12 protein-coding genes are annotated in these 17,927 nt (G+C 71.8%); 10 read left to right on the top strand and 2 right to left on the bottom strand.

Annotated features, from left to right (window positions below; all coding sequences use genetic code 11):
• Positions 1 to 51 precede the first annotated feature (51 nt).
• Genes lysA through thrC form a run of 3 tightly spaced genes read left to right on the top strand, consistent with a single transcriptional unit; the run spans position 52 to position 3,841 of the window.
• Positions 52 to 1,437: a diaminopimelate decarboxylase gene (gene lysA, locus AB0I71_RS11125; protein WP_357583299.1), complete on the top strand. Its 1,386-nt coding sequence runs from the start codon at positions 52 to 54 to the stop codon at positions 1,435 to 1,437.
• The gene (locus AB0I71_RS11130; protein WP_357583301.1) at positions 1,434 to 2,756 is read left to right on the top strand and encodes a homoserine dehydrogenase; all 1,323 of its coding nucleotides are present in this window, start codon (positions 1,434 to 1,436) and stop codon (positions 2,754 to 2,756) included. The genes lysA and AB0I71_RS11130 overlap by 4 nt, the downstream gene beginning before the upstream one ends.
• Positions 2,757 to 2,791: 35 nt before the next feature.
• Positions 2,792 to 3,841, top strand: coding sequence for a threonine synthase (gene thrC, locus AB0I71_RS11135; protein ID WP_357583303.1), 1,050 nt, complete (start codon positions 2,792 to 2,794; stop codon positions 3,839 to 3,841).
• A 163-nt stretch (positions 3,842 to 4,004) separates the two neighbouring features.
• Here the strand turns inward: thrC and AB0I71_RS11140 are convergent, their stop codons facing one another.
• Complete coding sequence (locus AB0I71_RS11140; RefSeq protein WP_357583305.1) at positions 4,005 to 4,571, bottom strand: TetR/AcrR family transcriptional regulator; 567 nt, start codon at positions 4,569 to 4,571, stop codon at positions 4,005 to 4,007.
• Between the two features lie 72 nt (positions 4,572 to 4,643).
• On the opposite strand from AB0I71_RS11140, the gene AB0I71_RS11145 reads away from it, so the two are divergent.
• The 7 genes from AB0I71_RS11145 (at position 4,644) to prfA (ending at position 16,302) form a co-directional block, all read left to right on the top strand.
• Positions 4,644 to 6,515, top strand: coding sequence for an ABC transporter ATP-binding protein (locus AB0I71_RS11145; protein ID WP_357583307.1), 1,872 nt, complete (start codon positions 4,644 to 4,646; stop codon positions 6,513 to 6,515).
• 8 nt (positions 6,516 to 6,523) lie between these two features.
• The gene (locus AB0I71_RS11150) at positions 6,524 to 9,832 is read left to right on the top strand and encodes an efflux RND transporter permease subunit (protein ID WP_357583309.1); all 3,309 of its coding nucleotides are present in this window, start codon (positions 6,524 to 6,526) and stop codon (positions 9,830 to 9,832) included.
• A gap of 88 nt (positions 9,833 to 9,920) precedes the next feature.
• Positions 9,921 to 11,159 carry an MFS transporter gene (locus tag AB0I71_RS11155; RefSeq protein WP_357583311.1) on the top strand — a complete coding sequence of 413 codons (1,239 nt, stop codon included), beginning with the start codon at positions 9,921 to 9,923 and terminating at the stop codon, positions 11,157 to 11,159.
• 50 nt (positions 11,160 to 11,209) lie between these two features.
• A complete protein-coding gene (gene thrB, locus AB0I71_RS11160; protein WP_357583313.1) occupies positions 11,210 to 12,154 on the top strand; it encodes a homoserine kinase in 945 nt (314 codons plus the stop codon).
• Positions 12,155 to 12,451: 297 nt separating this feature from the next.
• Positions 12,452 to 14,473, top strand: a complete 2,022-nt coding sequence (rho, locus tag AB0I71_RS11165; protein ID WP_357583315.1) for a transcription termination factor Rho — start codon at positions 12,452 to 12,454, stop codon at positions 14,471 to 14,473.
• A 421-nt stretch (positions 14,474 to 14,894) separates the two neighbouring features.
• Positions 14,895 to 15,119 carry a 50S ribosomal protein L31 gene (gene rpmE, locus AB0I71_RS11170; protein WP_099850085.1) on the top strand — a complete coding sequence of 75 codons (225 nt, stop codon included), beginning with the start codon at positions 14,895 to 14,897 and terminating at the stop codon, positions 15,117 to 15,119.
• Positions 15,120 to 15,213: 94 nt separating this feature from the next.
• The gene (prfA, locus tag AB0I71_RS11175) at positions 15,214 to 16,302 is read left to right on the top strand and encodes a peptide chain release factor 1 (protein WP_357583318.1); all 1,089 of its coding nucleotides are present in this window, start codon (positions 15,214 to 15,216) and stop codon (positions 16,300 to 16,302) included.
• 4 nt (positions 16,303 to 16,306) lie between these two features.
• Here the strand turns inward: prfA and AB0I71_RS11180 are convergent, their stop codons facing one another.
• Positions 16,307 to 17,857, bottom strand: a complete 1,551-nt coding sequence (locus AB0I71_RS11180; protein ID WP_357583382.1) for a GGDEF domain-containing protein — start codon at positions 17,855 to 17,857, stop codon at positions 16,307 to 16,309.
• Between the last annotated feature and the right edge of the window lie 70 nt (positions 17,858 to 17,927).

Here is a 17,927-nt window from a genome sequence, read left to right on the forward strand (position 1 = left end):
CGCGAGGAGTGAGCTGGCGAGCTCCGCAGACGCGGATCCAGGGAGGCACTGATGCGGGCTCACGAAGCGGGCGCGCTGCACGGCGACATCGGCAACCGGGGGCCGGCCTGGCTGCGTACCCCGGCCGACGTCAACGCCCTGGTGCCGCAGCTGTGGCCGGGCAACGTGGCGCGCGGTGCCGACGGCGCCCTCACGGTCGCGGGCCTGGGCGTACGTGACATCGCCGCCGAGTTCGGCACGCCGCTGTACGTGCTCGACGAGGACGACCTGCGGGCGCGCTGTCGAGCCTTCCGGGAGGCCTTCGCCGCCGATGACGTGTACTACGCGGGCAAGGCGTTCCTCTGCCGTGCGGTGGTACGCATGATCGCCGAGGAGGGACTGTTCCTCGATGTGTGCAGCGGCGGCGAGCTGGCCGTGGCGCTGGCTGCCGGCATGCCGCCGGAACGGATCGGCTTCCACGGCAACAACAAGTCGCTGGCTGAGCTGAGCCGGGCCCTGGAGGTCGGAGTCGGGCGGATCATCGTCGACTCGTTCGCCGAACTCGATCGGCTCACCGAGCTGGCCCGCGAGCGGGGGATCCGGCCCGGGGTGTTGATCCGGGTCACCGTGGGTGTGGAGGCGCACACCCACGAGTTCATCGCCACCGCCCACGAGGACCAGAAGTTCGGTTTCTCCCTCGCGGGTGGCTCGGCCCTGACCGCCGCGCTGCGCGTGCTCGACGAGGGCGTACTGGAGTTGCGTGGCCTGCACTCGCACATCGGTTCGCAGATCTTCGACACCAGCGGCTTCGAGGTCTCCGCCCGACGGGTGCTGACCCTTCAGGCGCAGATCCGTGACGCGCGCGGCGTCGAGCTGCCCGAGCTGGACCTCGGCGGCGGTTTCGGTATCGCGTACACCTCGCAGGACGACCCCGCGGCGCCGCAGGACCTGGCGGAGCGGCTGCGCAAGATCGTGGAGTTCGAGTGCGCGGCGGAACGGCTGGCGGTGCCCCGCCTGTCCATCGAGCCGGGCCGGGCGATCGTCGGCCCGGCCGTGTTCACTCTCTACGAGGTGGGTACGGTCAAGGACGTCGATGGTATCCGGACCTACGTCAGCGTCGACGGCGGGATGAGCGACAACATCCGGACCGCCCTGTACGACGCGTCGTACTCGGCGACGCTGGCCTCCCGGGCGAGCGCCGCCGGACCGATGCTCGCCCGCGTGGTGGGAAAGCACTGTGAGTCCGGGGACATCGTGGTGAAGGATGAATTCCTGCCCGCCGACGTGCAGCCCGGAGATCTTGTCGCGGTGCCCGGCACGGGGGCGTACTGCCGCAGCATGGCCAGCAACTACAACCACGTGCCCCGCCCCGGCGTGGTCGCGGTTCGAAACGGCCGGGCCCGGCTGATCGTTCGACCGGAGACCGAAGAGGACCTGCTCGCTTTGGATGTGGGATGACGTCACCTGTACGCCTCGCCGTGCTCGGCTGCGGCACCGTCGGTGCCGAGGTGGTCCGGCTGCTGCACGAGCAGTCGGCCGACCTCGCCGCCCGCGTCGGTGCTCCGCTGGAGATCGCCGGCATCGCCGTACGCCGGATCGGGCGCGACCGCGGCGAACTGCCGATCGATCCGGCCCTGTTCACCACCGACGCGCTGGGGCTGATCAAGCGGGACGACGTCGACGTGGTGGTCGAGGTGGTCGGCGGCATCGAGCCGGCGCGCGGCTGGCTGGTGGAGGCGTTGCGGGCCGGCAAGAGTGTGGTCACCGCCAACAAGGCGCTGCTCGCCGAGGACGGCGGTGCCCTGCACGACGCGGCGGCGGAGGGCGGCGGCGATCTCTACTACGAGGCGTCCGTGGCCGGAGCCATCCCACTGCTGCGCCCGCTGCGTGAGTCGCTGCACGGCGACCGCATCACCCGGGTCACCGGCATCGTCAACGGCACCACCAACTTCATCCTCTCCGCGATGCACGCCACCGGAGCCGGATTCGCCGAGGCGCTGGAAGAGGCGACCGAACTGGGGTACGCCGAGGCCGACCCGACCGCCGACGTCGAGGGCTTCGACGCGGCCGCCAAGGCAGCCATTCTCGCCTCGCTCGCCTTCCACACCCGGGTCGCCGCCGCCGACGTGCACCGCGAGGGCATCACCGAGGTCACCGCGGCGGACGTGGCCAGCGCCAAGGCCATGGGCTGCACGATCAAGCTGCTCTGCATCGCCGCGCGCGGTGCCGACGGGCAGGGCCGCGAGGCGGTAAGCGTCCGGGTGCACCCGGCGATGATCCCGGTGACCCACCCCCTGGCCAGCGTGGGCGACGCGTTCAACGCGGTCTTCGTGGAGGCCGAGGCGGCCGGGCAGCTGATGTTCTACGGCCGGGGTGCCGGCGGGGCACCGACCGCCAGCGCGGTGCTCGGGGACGTGGTGGCGGTGGCCCGCAACCGCCTCGCCGGGGTCCGCGCGGCAAGTGAGTCCGCCTACGCCGACCTGCCGGTGCGGCCGATGGGCGAGGCGCTCACCCGCTACCACATCAGCCTCGACGTGGCTGACCGGCCGGGTGTGCTGGAGTCGGTGGCCGGGGTGTTCGCCCGGCACGACGTCTCGATCGCCACCGTCCGTCAGGGGCCGGCCGCCGGTGCCGCCGGTGCCGCCGGTGACGCGGTGCTGGTCATCGTCACCCATGTCGCGCCGGACGCGGCGCTCGCGGCGACCGTTCAGGAACTGCGCGGTCTGGACATCGTCCGTTCGGTGGCGAGCGTGCTGCGGGTCGAGGGCGGGCTGTGAGCGGCCGGATCAATCGCAGAGGCGAGGAGAGCGAGATGTGGCGTGGCCTGATCGACGCCTACCGGGACCGGTTGCCGGTCACCGACGCCACGCCGGTGGTCACCTTGCACGAGGGAAACACGCCGCTGCTGCCGGCGCCGGTGCTCTCCGCCCGGCTCGGCTGCGACGTGTACCTCAAGGTGGAGGGCGCGAACCCCACCGGCTCGTTCAAGGACCGGGGCATGACGATGGCCGTCTCCAAGGCGGTCGAGGCCGGCAACAAGGCCATCATCTGCGCCTCCACCGGCAACACCAGCGCCTCCGCCGCCGCGTACGCGGCCCGGGCCGGGATGACCTGCGCCGTCCTGGTTCCGCAGGGCAAGATCGCGCTGGGCAAGCTGGCCCAGGCGCTCGTGCACGGCGCCAAGCTGCTCCAGGTCAACGGCAACTTCGACGACTGTCTGGCGCTGGCCGCCAAGCTCGCCCAGGACTACCCGGTGGCCCTGGTCAACTCGGTGAACATCGACCGGCTGCACGGTCAGAAGACGGCCGCCTTCGAGATCGTCGAGGCGCTCGGCGACGCACCCGACATCCACTGCCTGCCGGTGGGCAACGCCGGCAACATCTCCGCGTACTGGATGGGTTACACGGAGGACCACGACGCGGGCAACGCCAGCCGGCGACCGAAGATGTACGGCTTCCAGGCGGCCGGCGCGGCGCCGATCGTGACCGGGCAGGTGGTGGCCGAGCCGTCCACCATCGCCACGGCCATCCGGATCGGCAACCCCGCTAGCTGGACGAAGGCCCTGGACGCGCGGGACGCCTCCGGTGGCCTGATCGAGGCGGTCTCCGACCGGGAGATCCTGGCGGCGTACCGGCTGCTGGCCCGGGAGGTGGGTGTCTTCGTGGAACTGGGCAGCGCGGCAAGCGTCGCCGGCCTGCTCCAGCAGGCCGCCGCCGGTCAGGTGCCGGCCGGCTCCACGGTGGTCTGCACGGTCACCGGGCACGGTCTGAAGGACCCCGAGTGGGCCATCTCCACCGCTCCGGCGCCCGTCACCATCGCCAACGACCCGCTCGTCGCCGCCCGCTCCCTCGACCTCGCCTGACGGCTCCGCGCGCGGTCGTACCCCGACCTCATCACCACCGCCATCGCCCGAGCCGCAGCACCCGCCGATCATGCAGTTGTGGCACCTCACACGGGTGGATAAACGTGTGCGTTTCGGGAGCCACAACTGCATGATCGCCGCAAGGGGCGGCTGGTTCACCCGGTCAGGTTCGGGGGGTGACGGCGCCGGCGACGGTCCGGGTGACCAGGCCGAGCACCTCGTGGCGGGACACGTCGTGTTCGGCCAGGTAGCTCCAGCCCGCGTAGAGCTGTGCCCAGAGCACGGACTGCAACCAGGTGGCGGGCAGCGCCGGGTCGATGCTGCCGTCCGCGTGTCCCCGAGCCACCAGGGCGTGGAAGTCGTCGTCGCAGACACCTGTGGCCCAGGCGGGGTCGGTGACCAGTTGCGGCTCGGCGAACACCAGTGAGAGCAGGTCGCCGAGGTCGAAGTACTCCGCGCAGAGCCGGTGCAGGGCCTCCGCACCGGTGCCCTCTGCCAGCCGGGCGCGGGCGGTCGCCCGGTTGAGCCGGGCGACACCCTCGTCGACCACGCCGGCCAGCAGGTCCGACCGCTCGGCGAAGTACCGGTGCAGAGTGGTCCGGCCGACCTGTGCGGCGGTGGCGATCTCGCCCAGGCTGGCCGTCGGATTGCGGCTCAGTACCTCGATCGCGGCCTGCAGGATCGCCTGCCGGGTCCGCGCCCGACTGCCGGTCTCCTCGGTGGTCACCACGGACAGAGGGTACCAATGTGCGGTTTCAGAATTTAGCTTGCCCGGAACGGAACATGAGTGTTCCATAACGGAGTGACTGAGATCGCCGTTGCCGAACCGATCGACCCCCAGCCGGCCGCCCACCGGCGCCGGACCTACCTGCTGCTCGCCTATCTACGGCCGCACTGGCCGGCCATGCTGCTCGGGCTGCTGCTCGGCCTGCTGGCCAACGCCGCCGGGCTGGCCACCCCGCTGGTGACCAAGTGGGTGCTGGACACCCTCGGTGCCGGTGGCTCGCTGTCCCGGCCGGTGACCGTGCTGTTCGCTCTCGTCGTCGTCGGCGCCGGCATCTCGCTGTGGCAGTGGATGCTGATGGGCGGCGTCGCCGAGCGGGTGGTGCTCGACGCCCGGTCCGGGGTGATCCGCCGCTACTTCGCCGCCCGGATCGACCAGCTGACCCGCCGGCCGGGCGGCGAACTGGTCACCCGGGCGACCTCCGACCCGGGGTTGCTGCACGAGGCGTCCGGCAGCCTCGTCGGCCTGATCAACGGTGCGGTGGCGCTGGTCGGGACGCTCGTGCTGATGGGCACGCTCGACGTGGTGCTGCTGGCCACCACAATGGTCGCGGTCGTGGTCGTCGCGGTGCTGATGGGACTGCTGCTGCCGTCGATCGGGCGGGCCCAGGAGGCGGCGCAGGAGTCGGTGGGACGGCTCGGCGGGGCCCTGGAGGGTTCGCTGCGCGCCATTCGTACGGTCAAGGCCAGCCGCGCCGAGCAGCGACAGGCAGGTCTGATCACCAGACACGCCGAGGACTCGGCACGGCACGGCATCCACGCCGCCCGCCGAGCGGCGACCGTCTGGACCATTTCCTGGACGGGCATCCAGCTCGCCGTGATCGTCATCCTCGGATTCGGGGCGGCGCGGGCCGAGCGTGGCCTGATCGAGGTGTCCACCCTGATCGCTTTCCTGCTCTACGCCTTCCAGTTGATGGGGCCGATCAGCGAGTTGACCCAGAACATGACGGCCATGCAGGCCGGCATCGCGGCCGCCGGCCGCCTACGGGAGATCGAGGCCATCGCGGTCGAGCCCGGTTCCCGGCCGACCGGCCAGCCGGCACCGGCACCCGCCGGGCCCGTCGGGTCGGAATCCGGCGACGTCGTGCTGACCTTCCAGGGCGTCACCGCACGGTACGCCCCGGGCGCGGCACCCGCCGTGCGCGACATCGACCTGGCGATCCCCCGTCGTGGGCACACCGCGATCGTCGGGCCCTCCGGTGCCGGCAAGACCACGCTGTTCTCCCTGCTGCTGCGCTTCCTCGAACCGGAGCGCGGCCGGTTGCTGCTCTACGGCCGTCCCTATCCGGAGCACACACCCGCCGAGATCCGTGGCCGGCTGGCCTACGTCGAGCAGGAGGCACCGGTGGTGCCGGGCACCATCGGGGACAACCTGCGCTTCACCCACCCTGATGCCGCCGACGAGGAACTCTGGGCCGCACTGCGCGCGGTCGACCTGCACGACAAGGTCGGCTCGCTCGACCTCGGGCTGGACACGCCGCTGAGCGCCACCACCGTCTCCGGCGGCGAGCGGCAGCGCATCGCGTTGGCCCGGGCGGTGCTGCGTACCCCCGACGTGCTGTTGCTCGACGAGGCCACCTCCCAGGTCGACGGCCTGACCGAGGCGGCGGTCGGGCGGTGCGTGCGGCAGCGGGCCGGGGCGGGCGCGGTGGTGACCATCGCCCACCGGCTCTCCACCGTGCTCGACGCCGATCAGATCGTCGTGATGGACCGTGGCCGGATCCGGGCCGTCGGTGACCACGTCACCCTGCTCCGCACCGACGAGCTGTACCGCGATCTGGTGGCGTCGCTGCGGATCGGCACCTCCGGGACCTCGACCGCCCCGGGGGCCGGCAGAACGACGGGGTCGGGCACACTGCTCGTACCCCTCGACCGTCTCCCCCAGGAGTGAGCCACGCGATGTCGCTGCTCGCCAGATTCAGCCTCGCCAACCGGGGGCTGGTAGCCCTCATCGCGGTGGTGACCACGGCGTTCGGTGTGTACGCCGTGCCGTCACTGAAGCAGCAACTTCTCCCGTCGTTGGAGTTCCCCGCCGCGTTCATCGTGGCCCAGTACCCCGGTGCCGCACCGGAGGTCGTCGAGTCCCAGGTAGCCGAGCCGATCGAGAACAGCCTGCGCGGCATCTCCGGTCTGGACTCGGTCGTCTCGACCTCCCGCGAGGGCCTGACCACCATCCAGGTGCAGTACGAGTTCGGCACCGAACTCGACGACGTGGTCAGCAGAATGCAGACCGCGATCAACCGGACCCGGCTGCCTGAGGGCGTGGACCCGCAGGTGATCGCGGGCGGCACCGACGACCTGCCGGCCGTGGTGCTGGCCGCGTCCGGCGACGACGACGAGCGGGTCCTCGCCGGCAAGCTGCGTGACACAGTGGTGCCGGAACTGGCGGCGATCGACGGTGTCCGCAGCGTCGAGCTGACAGGTGTCCGCGACGAACTGGTGGTGATCACACCGGACCCGGCGAAGCTGGCGAAGGCGAAGGTGCAGCCGACCGCGATCGGCACCGCGTTGCAGGCGAACGGCGTGGCGGTGCCGGCCGGTGCGGTGCTGGACGGTGAGCGCACCCTGCCGGTGCAGGTGGGCGCCCCGCTGACCACTCTGGACGAGCTGCGCGACGTGGTCGTCGCCCCACCGGTCAAGAAGGCAGGTCCGATCCGGCTCGGCGACGTCGCCACGGTCGAGGAGCAACTCGCCCCGGCCACCGCGATCACCCGCACCAACGGCCAGGCGAGCCTCGGCATCGCGGTCACCGCCGACCCGGACGGCAACGCGGTGGAGATCTCGCACGCGGTCGCCGACCGGCTCGGTGACCTGCGCTCCGCCACCGGTGCCGAGCTGACGGTCGTGCTCGACCAGGCGCCGTTCGTGGAGAAGTCCATCAAGACGCTGAGCACCGAGGGCCTGCTGGGGCTGATCATGGCTGTGGTGGTCATCCTGGTGTTCCTGCTGTCGGTGCGCTCCACAGTGGTCACCGCAGTCTCCATCCCGCTGTCGGTGGTGGTCGCGCTGATCGCCCTCTGGATCGGTGACTACTCGCTCAACCTGCTCACCCTCGGCGCGCTGACGGTCGCGGTCGGCCGGGTGGTGGACGACTCGATCGTGGTGCTGGAGAACATCAAGCGGCACCTGACGTACGGCGGGCCGAAGCGGCAGGCGATTCTCACGGCGGTACGCGAGGTGGCCGGTGCCGTCACCGCGTCGACGTTGACCACGGTGGCCGTCTTCGCCCCGATCGCACTTGTCGGCGGTTTCGTCGGCCAGCTCTTCGCACCCTTCGCGATCACGGTCACCGTGGCGCTGCTCGCCTCGCTGCTGGTGTCGCTGACGGTGATCCCGGTGCTCGCGTACTGGTTCCTCAAGCCGGTGAGCGGTGCGACCGACGGGGCGGCGGTCCGCCGGGCGGCGGAGGAGCGCGAGCTGCGCAGCCCGTTGCAGCGCGCGTACCTGCCGGTCATCCGGTTCGCGACCGGCCGGCGGGCCTACCGGTGGGCGACCCTGGCGGCGGGGCTGCTGGTGCTGTTCGGCACCTTCGGGCTGGCCCGGCAACTGGAGACGAACTTCCTCGACGATTCCGGCCAGGACACCCTCAACATTCGGCAGGAGCTGCCGGTGGGCACCGGGCTGGCCGGCACCGACGCGGCGGCCCGGCGGGTCGAGGAGGTGCTGGCGAGCACCCCGGGTGTCGAGTCGTACCAGGTCACCGCCGGCGGCGGCGACACACCCTGGGCAGGCAGCGCCGGCAACAACGTGGCCAGCTACGCGTTGCGCCTCGGCGGGGAGACCGACGCCAAGGCGATGCGTGGCGTGCTGCGGGACCGGTTCACGGCGCTCGGGTCGGAGGCCGGAGAGATCACCTTCCCGGCGGGCCAGGGCGGGGCGTCCGCGAGCGAGCTTGCGGTCATCGTCCGGGCCGCCGATCCCGAGGCGTTGGCGGCCGCCGCGCAGCAGGCCGAGTCGGCCCTGACCGGTATCGCCGGGGTCGAGGACGTCTCGACCACCCTGGCCGAGCGGGTACCGCGCGTCGACGTGACAGTCGACCGGGTGGCGGCCAGCCGGGCCGGACTCACCGAGGCTGCCGTCGGGCAGCTGGTGTCGCAGGCCTTCCGGGGTACGCCCCTCGGCCAGGTGACCGTCGACGGCGCCGCCCGGGACGTGGTGCTGCGCCGGTCGGCGGCGCCGCCGGTGACCGTGGCGGAGTTGCGGGCGCTGCCGGTGGGCGCGGTCGAGCTGGACGACATCGCCGACGTCACGGAGACCACCGGCCCGCAACAGGTACGGCGGATCGACGGTGAGCGCAGCGTCTCGGTGACCGGCACGGTCACCGGCTCCGACCTTGGCGCGATCAGCACCGAGTTGCAGAGCCGTCTCGACGCGATAGACGTGCCGGGGGCCACCCTCACCCTGGGCGGGGTCAGCGCCGAGCAGCGGGAGACCTTCGCCGACCTGGGTCTGGCCGTGCTTGCCGCTATCGCGATCGTCTTCCTGATCATGATGGCGACGTTCCGCAGCGTGATCCAGGCGCTGATCCTGCTGGTCTCCATTCCGTTCGCGGCCACCGGAGCGGTCGCCCTGCTGCTGCTCAGCGGCACCGCGCTGAGCGTGCCGGCGCTGATCGGCGTGCTCATGCTCGTCGGCATCGTGGTGACGAACGCCATCGTGCTGCTCGACCTGGTCAACCAGTACCGGGCCCAGGGGATGGGCGTGCGGGAGGCGGTGGTCGAGGGCGGGCGCCACCGGTTGCGACCGATCCTGATGACCGCGATCGCCACCATCTTCGCGCTGACGCCGATGGCCTTCGGACTCACCGGGGAGGGTGGCTTCATCTCGCGGCCGCTGGCGATCGTGGTGATCGGCGGACTGCTCACCTCCACCGTGCTCACGCTGATCCTGGTGCCGACGCTGTACGCCATGGTGGAGGACACCAAGGCGTCGGTCCGGGCGTGGCGCCGCCGCCGCCACGGTGACGCGCCCGACGACGGGTCGGACGGTGGCGAGGTCAACGAGGCCGATGACACCGGGTCGGAGAACGGGCGGGCACCGGTGGGCGCGGGGGTCGGCGCCGGCACGACCGCCACGACCGACACGAGCCGGCGGGAGAGCCGGCCGGTGCCGGCGGCGCCCTCCGGGGCGTTGATCGAGAACACCGATCAGTTCGAGGTGCTCCGGCTGCCGAAGAGTCGCAACTCACCGTTCCCCCCGAACGAGTGACAGCTGTCCCCGGAGGGTCCTCGGGCCCTCCGGGGCGCTGTCCGCGCTCCGACGCAACCGCAGACGGTGGCCGGGTATGGTCCGCTCCGTGGCGTCCACCCTCTCGGTCCTCACCCGCAACCGGAACTTCCGCAATCTCTTCCTGGCCGAGCTGGTGGTCTTCGGTGCCGACTGGTTCGTCATGGTGCCGCTGCTGGTGCTGCTGCCGAAGTTGACCGGCAGTGGCGTGTGGGGTGCCCTGGTGCTGGCCGTGGACACCGGCATCGTGGCGTTGCTGCTGCCGTACACCGGCACCATCGCGGACCGGTTCGACCGACGCACGATCATGATCGTCTCGAACGCCGCCGCGTTGGTAGGGGTCCTGCTGCTGCTCGGGGTACGCGACGCCGGCACGGCCTGGCTGGCGTTGCTCGGCATCGGCGTGGTGGCGGTGGCCAAGGCGTTCTACTCGCCGGCGGCACAGGCGGCGCTGCCGAACGTGCTCGATCCGGATGAACTGGCCGCCGGTAACGCGGTGGCCGGGTCGGCGTGGGGCACGATGACGATCGTCGGCGCGTCGCTCGGCGGGGTACTCAGCGCGGCGGCCGGGCCGTACGTCTGTTTCTGGGTGGGTGCCGTCGGGCTGGTGATCGCCGCGGGCCTGGCCATGCTCATCCGACGTCCGTTGCAGGCACCCCGCGAGCGCGGCGCGAGGCCGCCGCAGACCTGGGCGGCGATCCGCGAGGCGCTTGTTTACATCGGGCATCGACCGCGGGTGCTGGCGTTGGTGACGGTCAAGTCGGCGGTGGGGCTCGGTAACGGTGTGCTCACCGTCTTCCCGCTGCTCGCCGGGGTGTACGGGGTCGGCGCGCTCGGTGCCGGGCTGCTCTTCGCGGTACGCGGTGCCGGCGCGTTGGTCGGCCCGATCATGATGCGCCGGGTGCTGACCAACCGCGCCTGGCTGCTGCCCGGCCTGGCACTGTCCATGTCGGCCTACGGTCTGGCCTATCTCGGCACCTCGGTGGCCGCCTGGTTCCCGCTGGTGCTGGTGCTGGTCTTCGTGGCCCACTTCGCCGGTGGCAGCAACTGGGTGATGTCGAACTTCGCTCTGCAGGGCGAGGTGCCGGACCGACTGCGGGGTCGGGTCTTCGCCACCGACATGATGCTGGCGACCCTGGCCATCTCCGTCAGCCAGCTGGTGGTGGCCGCGGTCGTGGACGTGGTCGACGAACGTGTCGTACTGGCCGGTTGCGGGCTGGTCACCCTGGTCTACGCGATCGGCTGGCGGATCGCGACGCGGCGTCTCTCGCTCGCCGCGTCGCCGCCCGCCGTCGCGGAGAACCGGTAGCCGGGTCCGGCCGGGTGAGCGTTTCCGGCCACCGCACTAGCATGGGCGGCGTGTCGACCACATTCGTCGCCGAACCGGTCCGGGTCCGGGTCCCCGCCACCAGTGCGAACCTGGGGCCGGGTTTCGACGCGCTGGGGCTGGCCCTCGCGCTCCACGACGACGTCGCCGCCGAGGTGACGGCCGAGGGCGTGACGGTCACGGTGACCGGCGAGGGAGCCGGCGACCTGCCGGTCGACGACGGACACCTGGTGGTACGCGCCATGCGGGCGGCCTTCGACGCGCTCGGCGGGCAACCGCCGGGACTGGCGGTGGAGTGCGTCAACCGCATCCCGCAGGCGCGCGGGCTCGGCTCCTCGTCGGCGGCGATCGTCGCCGGGGTGCTGTTGGCCCGGGCCCTGGTGACGGAGGGCGAGAGCAGCCTCGACGACGAGGCGGTGCTGCGCCTGGCCGCCGAGATCGAGGGCCATCCGGACAATGTCGCGCCCTGCCTGCTCGGCGGCTTCACCCTGGCCTGGACGGAGCCGGCCGGCGCCCGGGCGGTGTCGCTGCCGGTGGCCGACGGCGTACACCCCACGGTGCTGGTGCCGGCCGAGCGTGGGCTGACCGCCTCGGCGCGCGCGGCGCTGCCGGCCACCGTGCCGCACGGCGACGCCGCGTTCAACGCCGGCCGCGCGGCGCTGCTGGTGCACGCGTTGACCGCGCAGCCGGCACTGCTGTTGCCGGCGACCGCCGACCGGTTGCATCAGGATTACCGCGCGGCGTCGATGCCGGGCACAACTGCCCTGGTCAACGGGTTGCGTGAAGCCGGTGTGGCGGCCGTGGTCAGTGGGGCCGGCCCCACCGTGCTCGCCCTGTCTGAGCTGCCCGTAGACTTCGACGCGGGAACAGATTGGCGGCTGCTGCGGTTGCCGGTAGATGTATGCGGGGCGCAGGTCGAGCGGGGTAGACTCGGACACGCGGAGCGGGACCCTGTTGCCGCAGGTCGCAAGAGTTGATTACGCTCTAGACTTAGCACAGCCGCGAAGCATGCGATCTCCCTGCGGGTCGGCGCACCCCCGAAGCTTTCGGCGGTAAGCCCGTCACCCCTGCCTAGGCCCACGCCGCACCGCAGTCTTCACTGGTCGCCGCAGACGGCGAAACCCCGCCCACCGCTCCACCTGGTGGGTCGGGCGACCGACCGGCTGCTGTGTTACAGACTCCCGCGAAGCGTCATGCGAGGCGGGTGTACCGAGGCCGCCCGGCCACCTGTTGTCGATTCCGGGCAGTCCCGGCCTATCGAGGGAAGGAATCCATTGAGCGACACCACCGACGTGACGTCGGATGTTTCCAACGTCGCTGGCGATGCCACCACCGCTGCCCCCGCCCGCCGTCGGCGCAGCGGCACGGGTCTGTCGGCGATGCTGCTGCCGGAGCTGCAGAGCCTGGCCGCGTCGCTCGGCATCTCGGGGACGGCTCGCATGCGTAAGGGCGAGCTGATCAGCGCGATCACCGAGCGGCAGGGCGGCGCTGCCGGAGCCCCTCGACCACGGGCCGAGGTCGCGGCGGCCGCCGCACCGGTCCGCGAGGAGGTCCACGCGGAGGTGCGGGACGCAGGTGAGCGGCCGGAGGCCGAGCGCCGTGGCGGCGAACAGCCGGCGGCGAGCGTCGAGAGCGAGGGTCGTGGCCGTACCCGGCGTAGTCGGACCGCCGTGGCGGAACCGCGCGCCGAAGAGGCCACCGCCGAGGGCGAGCGGTCCGAGGGCCGGTCCGGCCGGGACCGCGGCGCCGAGCGTGCCGACCGTGGCGCCGACCGTGCCGCTGAGCGTGGTGAGCGGGCTGAGCGCGGCGAGCGCACCGAGCGCGGCGACCGGACCGAGCGCGGTGAGCGCTCCGCGGAGCGGTCCGATCGCGGCGAGCGTGCCGCCGACCGTGGTGAGCGGGGCGATCGTGGCGACCGCGGTGAGCGCACCGAACGGAGCGACCGCGGTGAGCGCACCGAGCGGGGTGACCGTGGCGAGCGCGCCGAGCGGGGTGACCGTGGCGAGCGTGGACAGCGCGCCGAGCGGGACAACGACGGTGACGACGACGGCGACAACGGCGGTCGGCGCAGCCGGCGCAGCCGCTTCCGGGACCGTCGGCGGGGCCGCGGTGACCGCAACGAGTCCGGCGGCGACGGCGGCCGTGAGCCGCAGGTCGGCGAGGACGACGTGCTCGTGCCGGTGGCCGGCATCGTGGACGTGCTGGACAACTACGCCTTCGTCCGGACCACCGGCTACCTGGCCGGCCCCAACGACGTCTACGTGTCGATGTCCCAGATCAAGAAGTACGGCCTGCGGCGCGGTGACGCGATCACCGGCGCGGTTCGGGCGGCGCGCGACGGCGAGCAGCGGCGGGACAAGTACAACCCGCTGGTCCGGCTGGACACCATCAACGGGATGGAGCCGGACGAGGCCAAGCGTCGGCCGGAGTTCTACAAGCTCACCCCGCTGTACCCGCAGGAGCGGTTGCGGCTGGAGACCGAGCCGCACATCCTCACCACCCGGGTGATCGACCTGGTCATGCCGATCGGCAAGGGGCAACGGGCGCTGATCGTCTCGCCGCCCAAGGCCGGTAAGACCATGGTGCTGCAGGCGATCGCGAACGCCATCACGCACAACAACCCGGAGTGCCACCTGATGGTGGTGCTTGTGGACGAGCGGCCCGAAGAGGTCACCGACATGCAGCGGTCGGTCAAGGGCGAGGTCATCGCGGCCACGTTCGACCGCCCGCCGCAGGACCACACCACCGTCGCCGAGCTGGCGATCGAGCGGGCCAAGCGCCTGGTCGAGCTGGGTCACGACGTGGTCGTGCTGCTCGACTCGGTGACCCGGCTCGGCCGGTCGTACAACCTGGCGGCGCCGGCCAGCGGCCGGATCATGTCGGGTGGTATCGACTCCACCGCGCTCTACCCGCCGAAGCGGTTCCTCGGCGCGGCGCGCAACATCGAGAACGGCGGCTCGCTGACCATCCTCGCCACCGCCCTGGTGGAGACCGGTTCGATGGCGGACACGGTCATCTTCGAGGAGTTCAAGGGCACCGGTAACGCGGAGCTGAAGCTGGACCGGAAGATCGCTGACAAGCGCACCTTCCCGGCCATCGACATCCACCCGTCCGGTACCCGCAAGGAGGAGATCCTGCTCGCGCCGGAGGAACTGGCCATCGTGCACAAGCTCCGCAAGGTGCTGCACTCGCTGGACTCGCAGGCGGCGCTCGACCTCCTGCTGGACCGGCTGAAGCAGTCCCGCACCAACATCGAGTTCCTGATGCAGATCGCGAAGTCGACGCCGGGGGAGTAACGTCCGCCGACGAAGATCGACGAAGGGGCGTGGCCAGACCTGGCCACGCCCCTTCGGGTACCGGGCCGACCCGCACGCCCGCCGCCCGTACCCCCTCGGGTTTCGGCCCTTTGCTCTGCTTCACCCCACGCAACGAAACCGGACGAAACCCGGTGCGCCGGTTGAAGCAGAGCAAAGGGCGCGCGGAGGTGGGTATCTCCCTGCCGGTGACGGCGGGGCGGGCGGAGGAATGCCTCGCGCGGACGGTGGGAATGCGTACCCGAGGCCCGATGTTGCTACCGGCGACCAGCCGGTGTGGCCCGATTCCGAGGCCCACCGACGCCCATGGCACACTGGTCAATCGGCCACCGGTTCCGGTTCACGCCCCCACCAGCAGGCACAGGGGCGACCCGGCGACCACAGACGAGAGGACCGAGGCGACATGAAGCCCAACATCCACCCGGAGTACGTGACCACCGAGGTCAGCTGCTCCTGCGGTAACACCTTCACCACCCGCAGCACCGCCAAGGGCGGCTCGATCCACGTCGAGACGTGCAGCGCCTGCCACCCGTTCTACACGGGCAAGCAGCGAGTGCTGGACACCGCTGGTCGGGTCGCGAAGTTCCAGCAGAAGTACGCCAAGGCCCAGGGCAAGAAGGCCAAGTAGCTCCTCGTCCGACGCCCGCGTCCGGTTTCCGCCGGGCGCGGGCGTTGTCCGTCTGTGTCCCGGCCTCCCCGCCGACCAAGGAGCTATCCCCAGCATGAGCAGTGAACGCCTGGCCGGCCTCCTCGACGAGTACGCCGAGTTGGAGAAGCGGCTGGCCGACCCCGCGATCCACGCTGACCAGGGCACCGCCCGTCGGGTCGGCCGTCGCTACGCCGAACTGGTGCCGCTGCACAAGGCCGCCGGTGAACTGGAGCAGGCCCGGGCCGATCTCGCCGCCGCGCGGGAACTGGCCGCCGAGGACGCCTCCTTCGCCGCCGAGGCCGAGACGATCGCGGCGACGCTGCCGGCACTGGAGGAGCGCCTCGCCGAGCTGCTCATCCCGCGCGACCCGCACGACGCCAAGGACGTCATCGTCGAGATCAAGGCGGGCGAGGGTGGTGAGGAGTCCGCGCTGTTCGCCGGTGACCTGCTGCGCATGTACACCCGGTACGCGGAGCGGCGCGGCTGGCTCACCGAGGTGATCGACGCTCAGGACTCCGACCTCGGCGGGGTCAAGGACGTCTCGCTGGCGATCAAGACCAAGGGCGTGCCCGAGGGCGGCAACGGCGTCTGGTCCCGGCTGAAGTGGGAGGGCGGCGTGCACCGGGTGCAGCGGGTCCCGGTCACCGAGTCACAGGGGCGTATCCACACCAGCGCGGCCGGCGTCCTGGTGCTGCCGGAGGCCGAGGAGGTCGACGTCACCATCGACCCGAACGAGCTGCGCGTCGACGTGTTCCGCTCGTCCGGTCCGGGCGGCCAGTCGGTGAACACCACCGACTCGGCGGTGCGGATCACCCACCTGCCCACCGGCATCGTGGTCTCCTGTCAGAACGAGAAGTCCCAGTTGCAGAACCGGGAGCAGGCGATGCGGATCCTGCGCGCCCGGTTGCTCGCCGCCGCGCAGGAGCAGGCCGACGCCGCCGCCTCGGACGCCCGCAAGGCCCAGGTGCGTACGGTGGACCGCTCGGAGCGGATCCGGACGTACAACTTCCCGCAGAACCGGATCACCGACCACCGGATCGGCTTCACCGCGTACAACCTCGATCTGGTCCTCGCCGGGGAGCTGGACGGTGTGCTCGACGCGCTCACCGAGGCGGACCGGGCCGCGCGCCTGGCGGGCGACTCGGAGCTGACCCGCCGCTGAGACGTCAGGCGGTACGCGGTCGGGCCTTCGCCCGCAGCATCTCGCGGTCGGCGGCCTCGAAGGCCGCGCCGAGCGCGTCCCGCTGGCCCGGGCCGCCGGTGCCCACCTCGGCGAAGCCGATGCTGACGCCGACCGGGGTGCCGGGCACCAGCGATTCCCAGTCCTCGGTGCGGACGGCGGCGTCGATGCGTCGAGCCACCTCGGCCGCCTCGGTCATGCCCGCTTCCGGCAGCACCACGACGAATTCGTCGCCGCCGTAGCGGGCGACGAAGTCGCCCCGACGCATCACCCTGTTGATCACTCCGGCGACGCGTTGCAGGACCAGGTCCCCCGAGTGGTGCCCGTGCCGCGTGTTGACCGCCTTGAACCCGTCCAGGTCGCAGACGCCGATCACCACCCGTTCGCCCCGGGCGACCACGGCCGCGATGTAGCGCTCCAGCCGGCGGCGGTTGGGCAGCCCGGTCAGCGGGTCGGTAAGTGCCTCCCCCTCGAACCGCGCCGCCTCACGGCGCATCTCCTCGTGGTCGATCCGTGCGGCGATGCCGTCGATGTAGACGTCGCGGAGCCGGTCGTGACGCTGCGCGGCGAGCCGGAACGCCAGCCGGTCGGCCCGGTGCGCCGCGGCGTGGTCGCCGGCCCGTCCCAGCGCCATGCTGCGCAGCCGCGCCGGCTCGGCCGCGCCGAGCGTCTCGGCGGACACCTGGACGGTGTCCAGCCGGGTGACCGCCTCGATCGGCCGTCCGCTGGCGATGGCGAGGCACACCTGGCCGAGCTGGCGCATGTCGCGGGCCCGGGCACTGTCCGCGCCGTAGCCGAGCAGCCGGGCCGGGTCCCGGCCGGGGGCAGGGGAGAGGTCGTCGCCGAGCGCACACCGGCGGGCGGCGGCGTAACCGTACGCGGCCAGGCTGCTGGGGCGCAGCCGATCCGCACGCCCGGCGGTCACGAAGCGGTCGAGGTCGCCGCCGACGTCCCGCAGTACGCGCAGACAGCCGTCACTGTCCCCGGTGTGGTCCAGGGCGACCGCGTTGCGCAGCCGGATCCCCGGTGCGGCGAACGTCTCCTCCGGGATCCCGGCGGCGGTGCCGAGCTGCCGGGCGCGTTCGATAGCGCCCAACGCGTACCCGTGGAAGCTGAGGTACGAGTATGCCATCGCCAGGTCGTGCCAGCCCCAGGCGGTGTCCCGGTCCGGGTCCTCCACCGCCCCGAGCGCCCGAGCGGCCTTGACCAGATGCGTCACGCAGCGGTCCAGTGCACCCTGATGGTGGGCGGCCAGCGCGGCCAGTGCGTTGAGGTGCCCGTGCAGATAGGGCTCCGCGAGGTCGCGCACCGCCGCGGAGGCCTCCTCGATGGCGCGGGTGTACTCGGCGGTGCGCCCGAGATTGATCAGTGCCGAGAGCCGCTGCACGAGCGCGTCGGCGCGGGCGTTCGGGTCACGGGTGGCACGCAGCACCCGCTCCAGGAGCCCGTACGCCTCGGTGGAACGGCTCACCTCCTGCAACGCCCGCGCTTTCGTCAGGGCGTCAACCTGGTCTTCGACCCGGTCGAGCCAGCCCACCCGCGACCTCCTGTCGGTGTGCCGCTGCACCCGCTTATGCACGTGCACGGCGACGCCTCATGATTATTGC

The sequence above is a fragment of the Micromonospora sp. NPDC049891 genome, from assembly GCF_040660295.1.
Lineage (GTDB): Bacteria > Actinomycetota > Actinomycetes > Mycobacteriales > Micromonosporaceae > Micromonospora.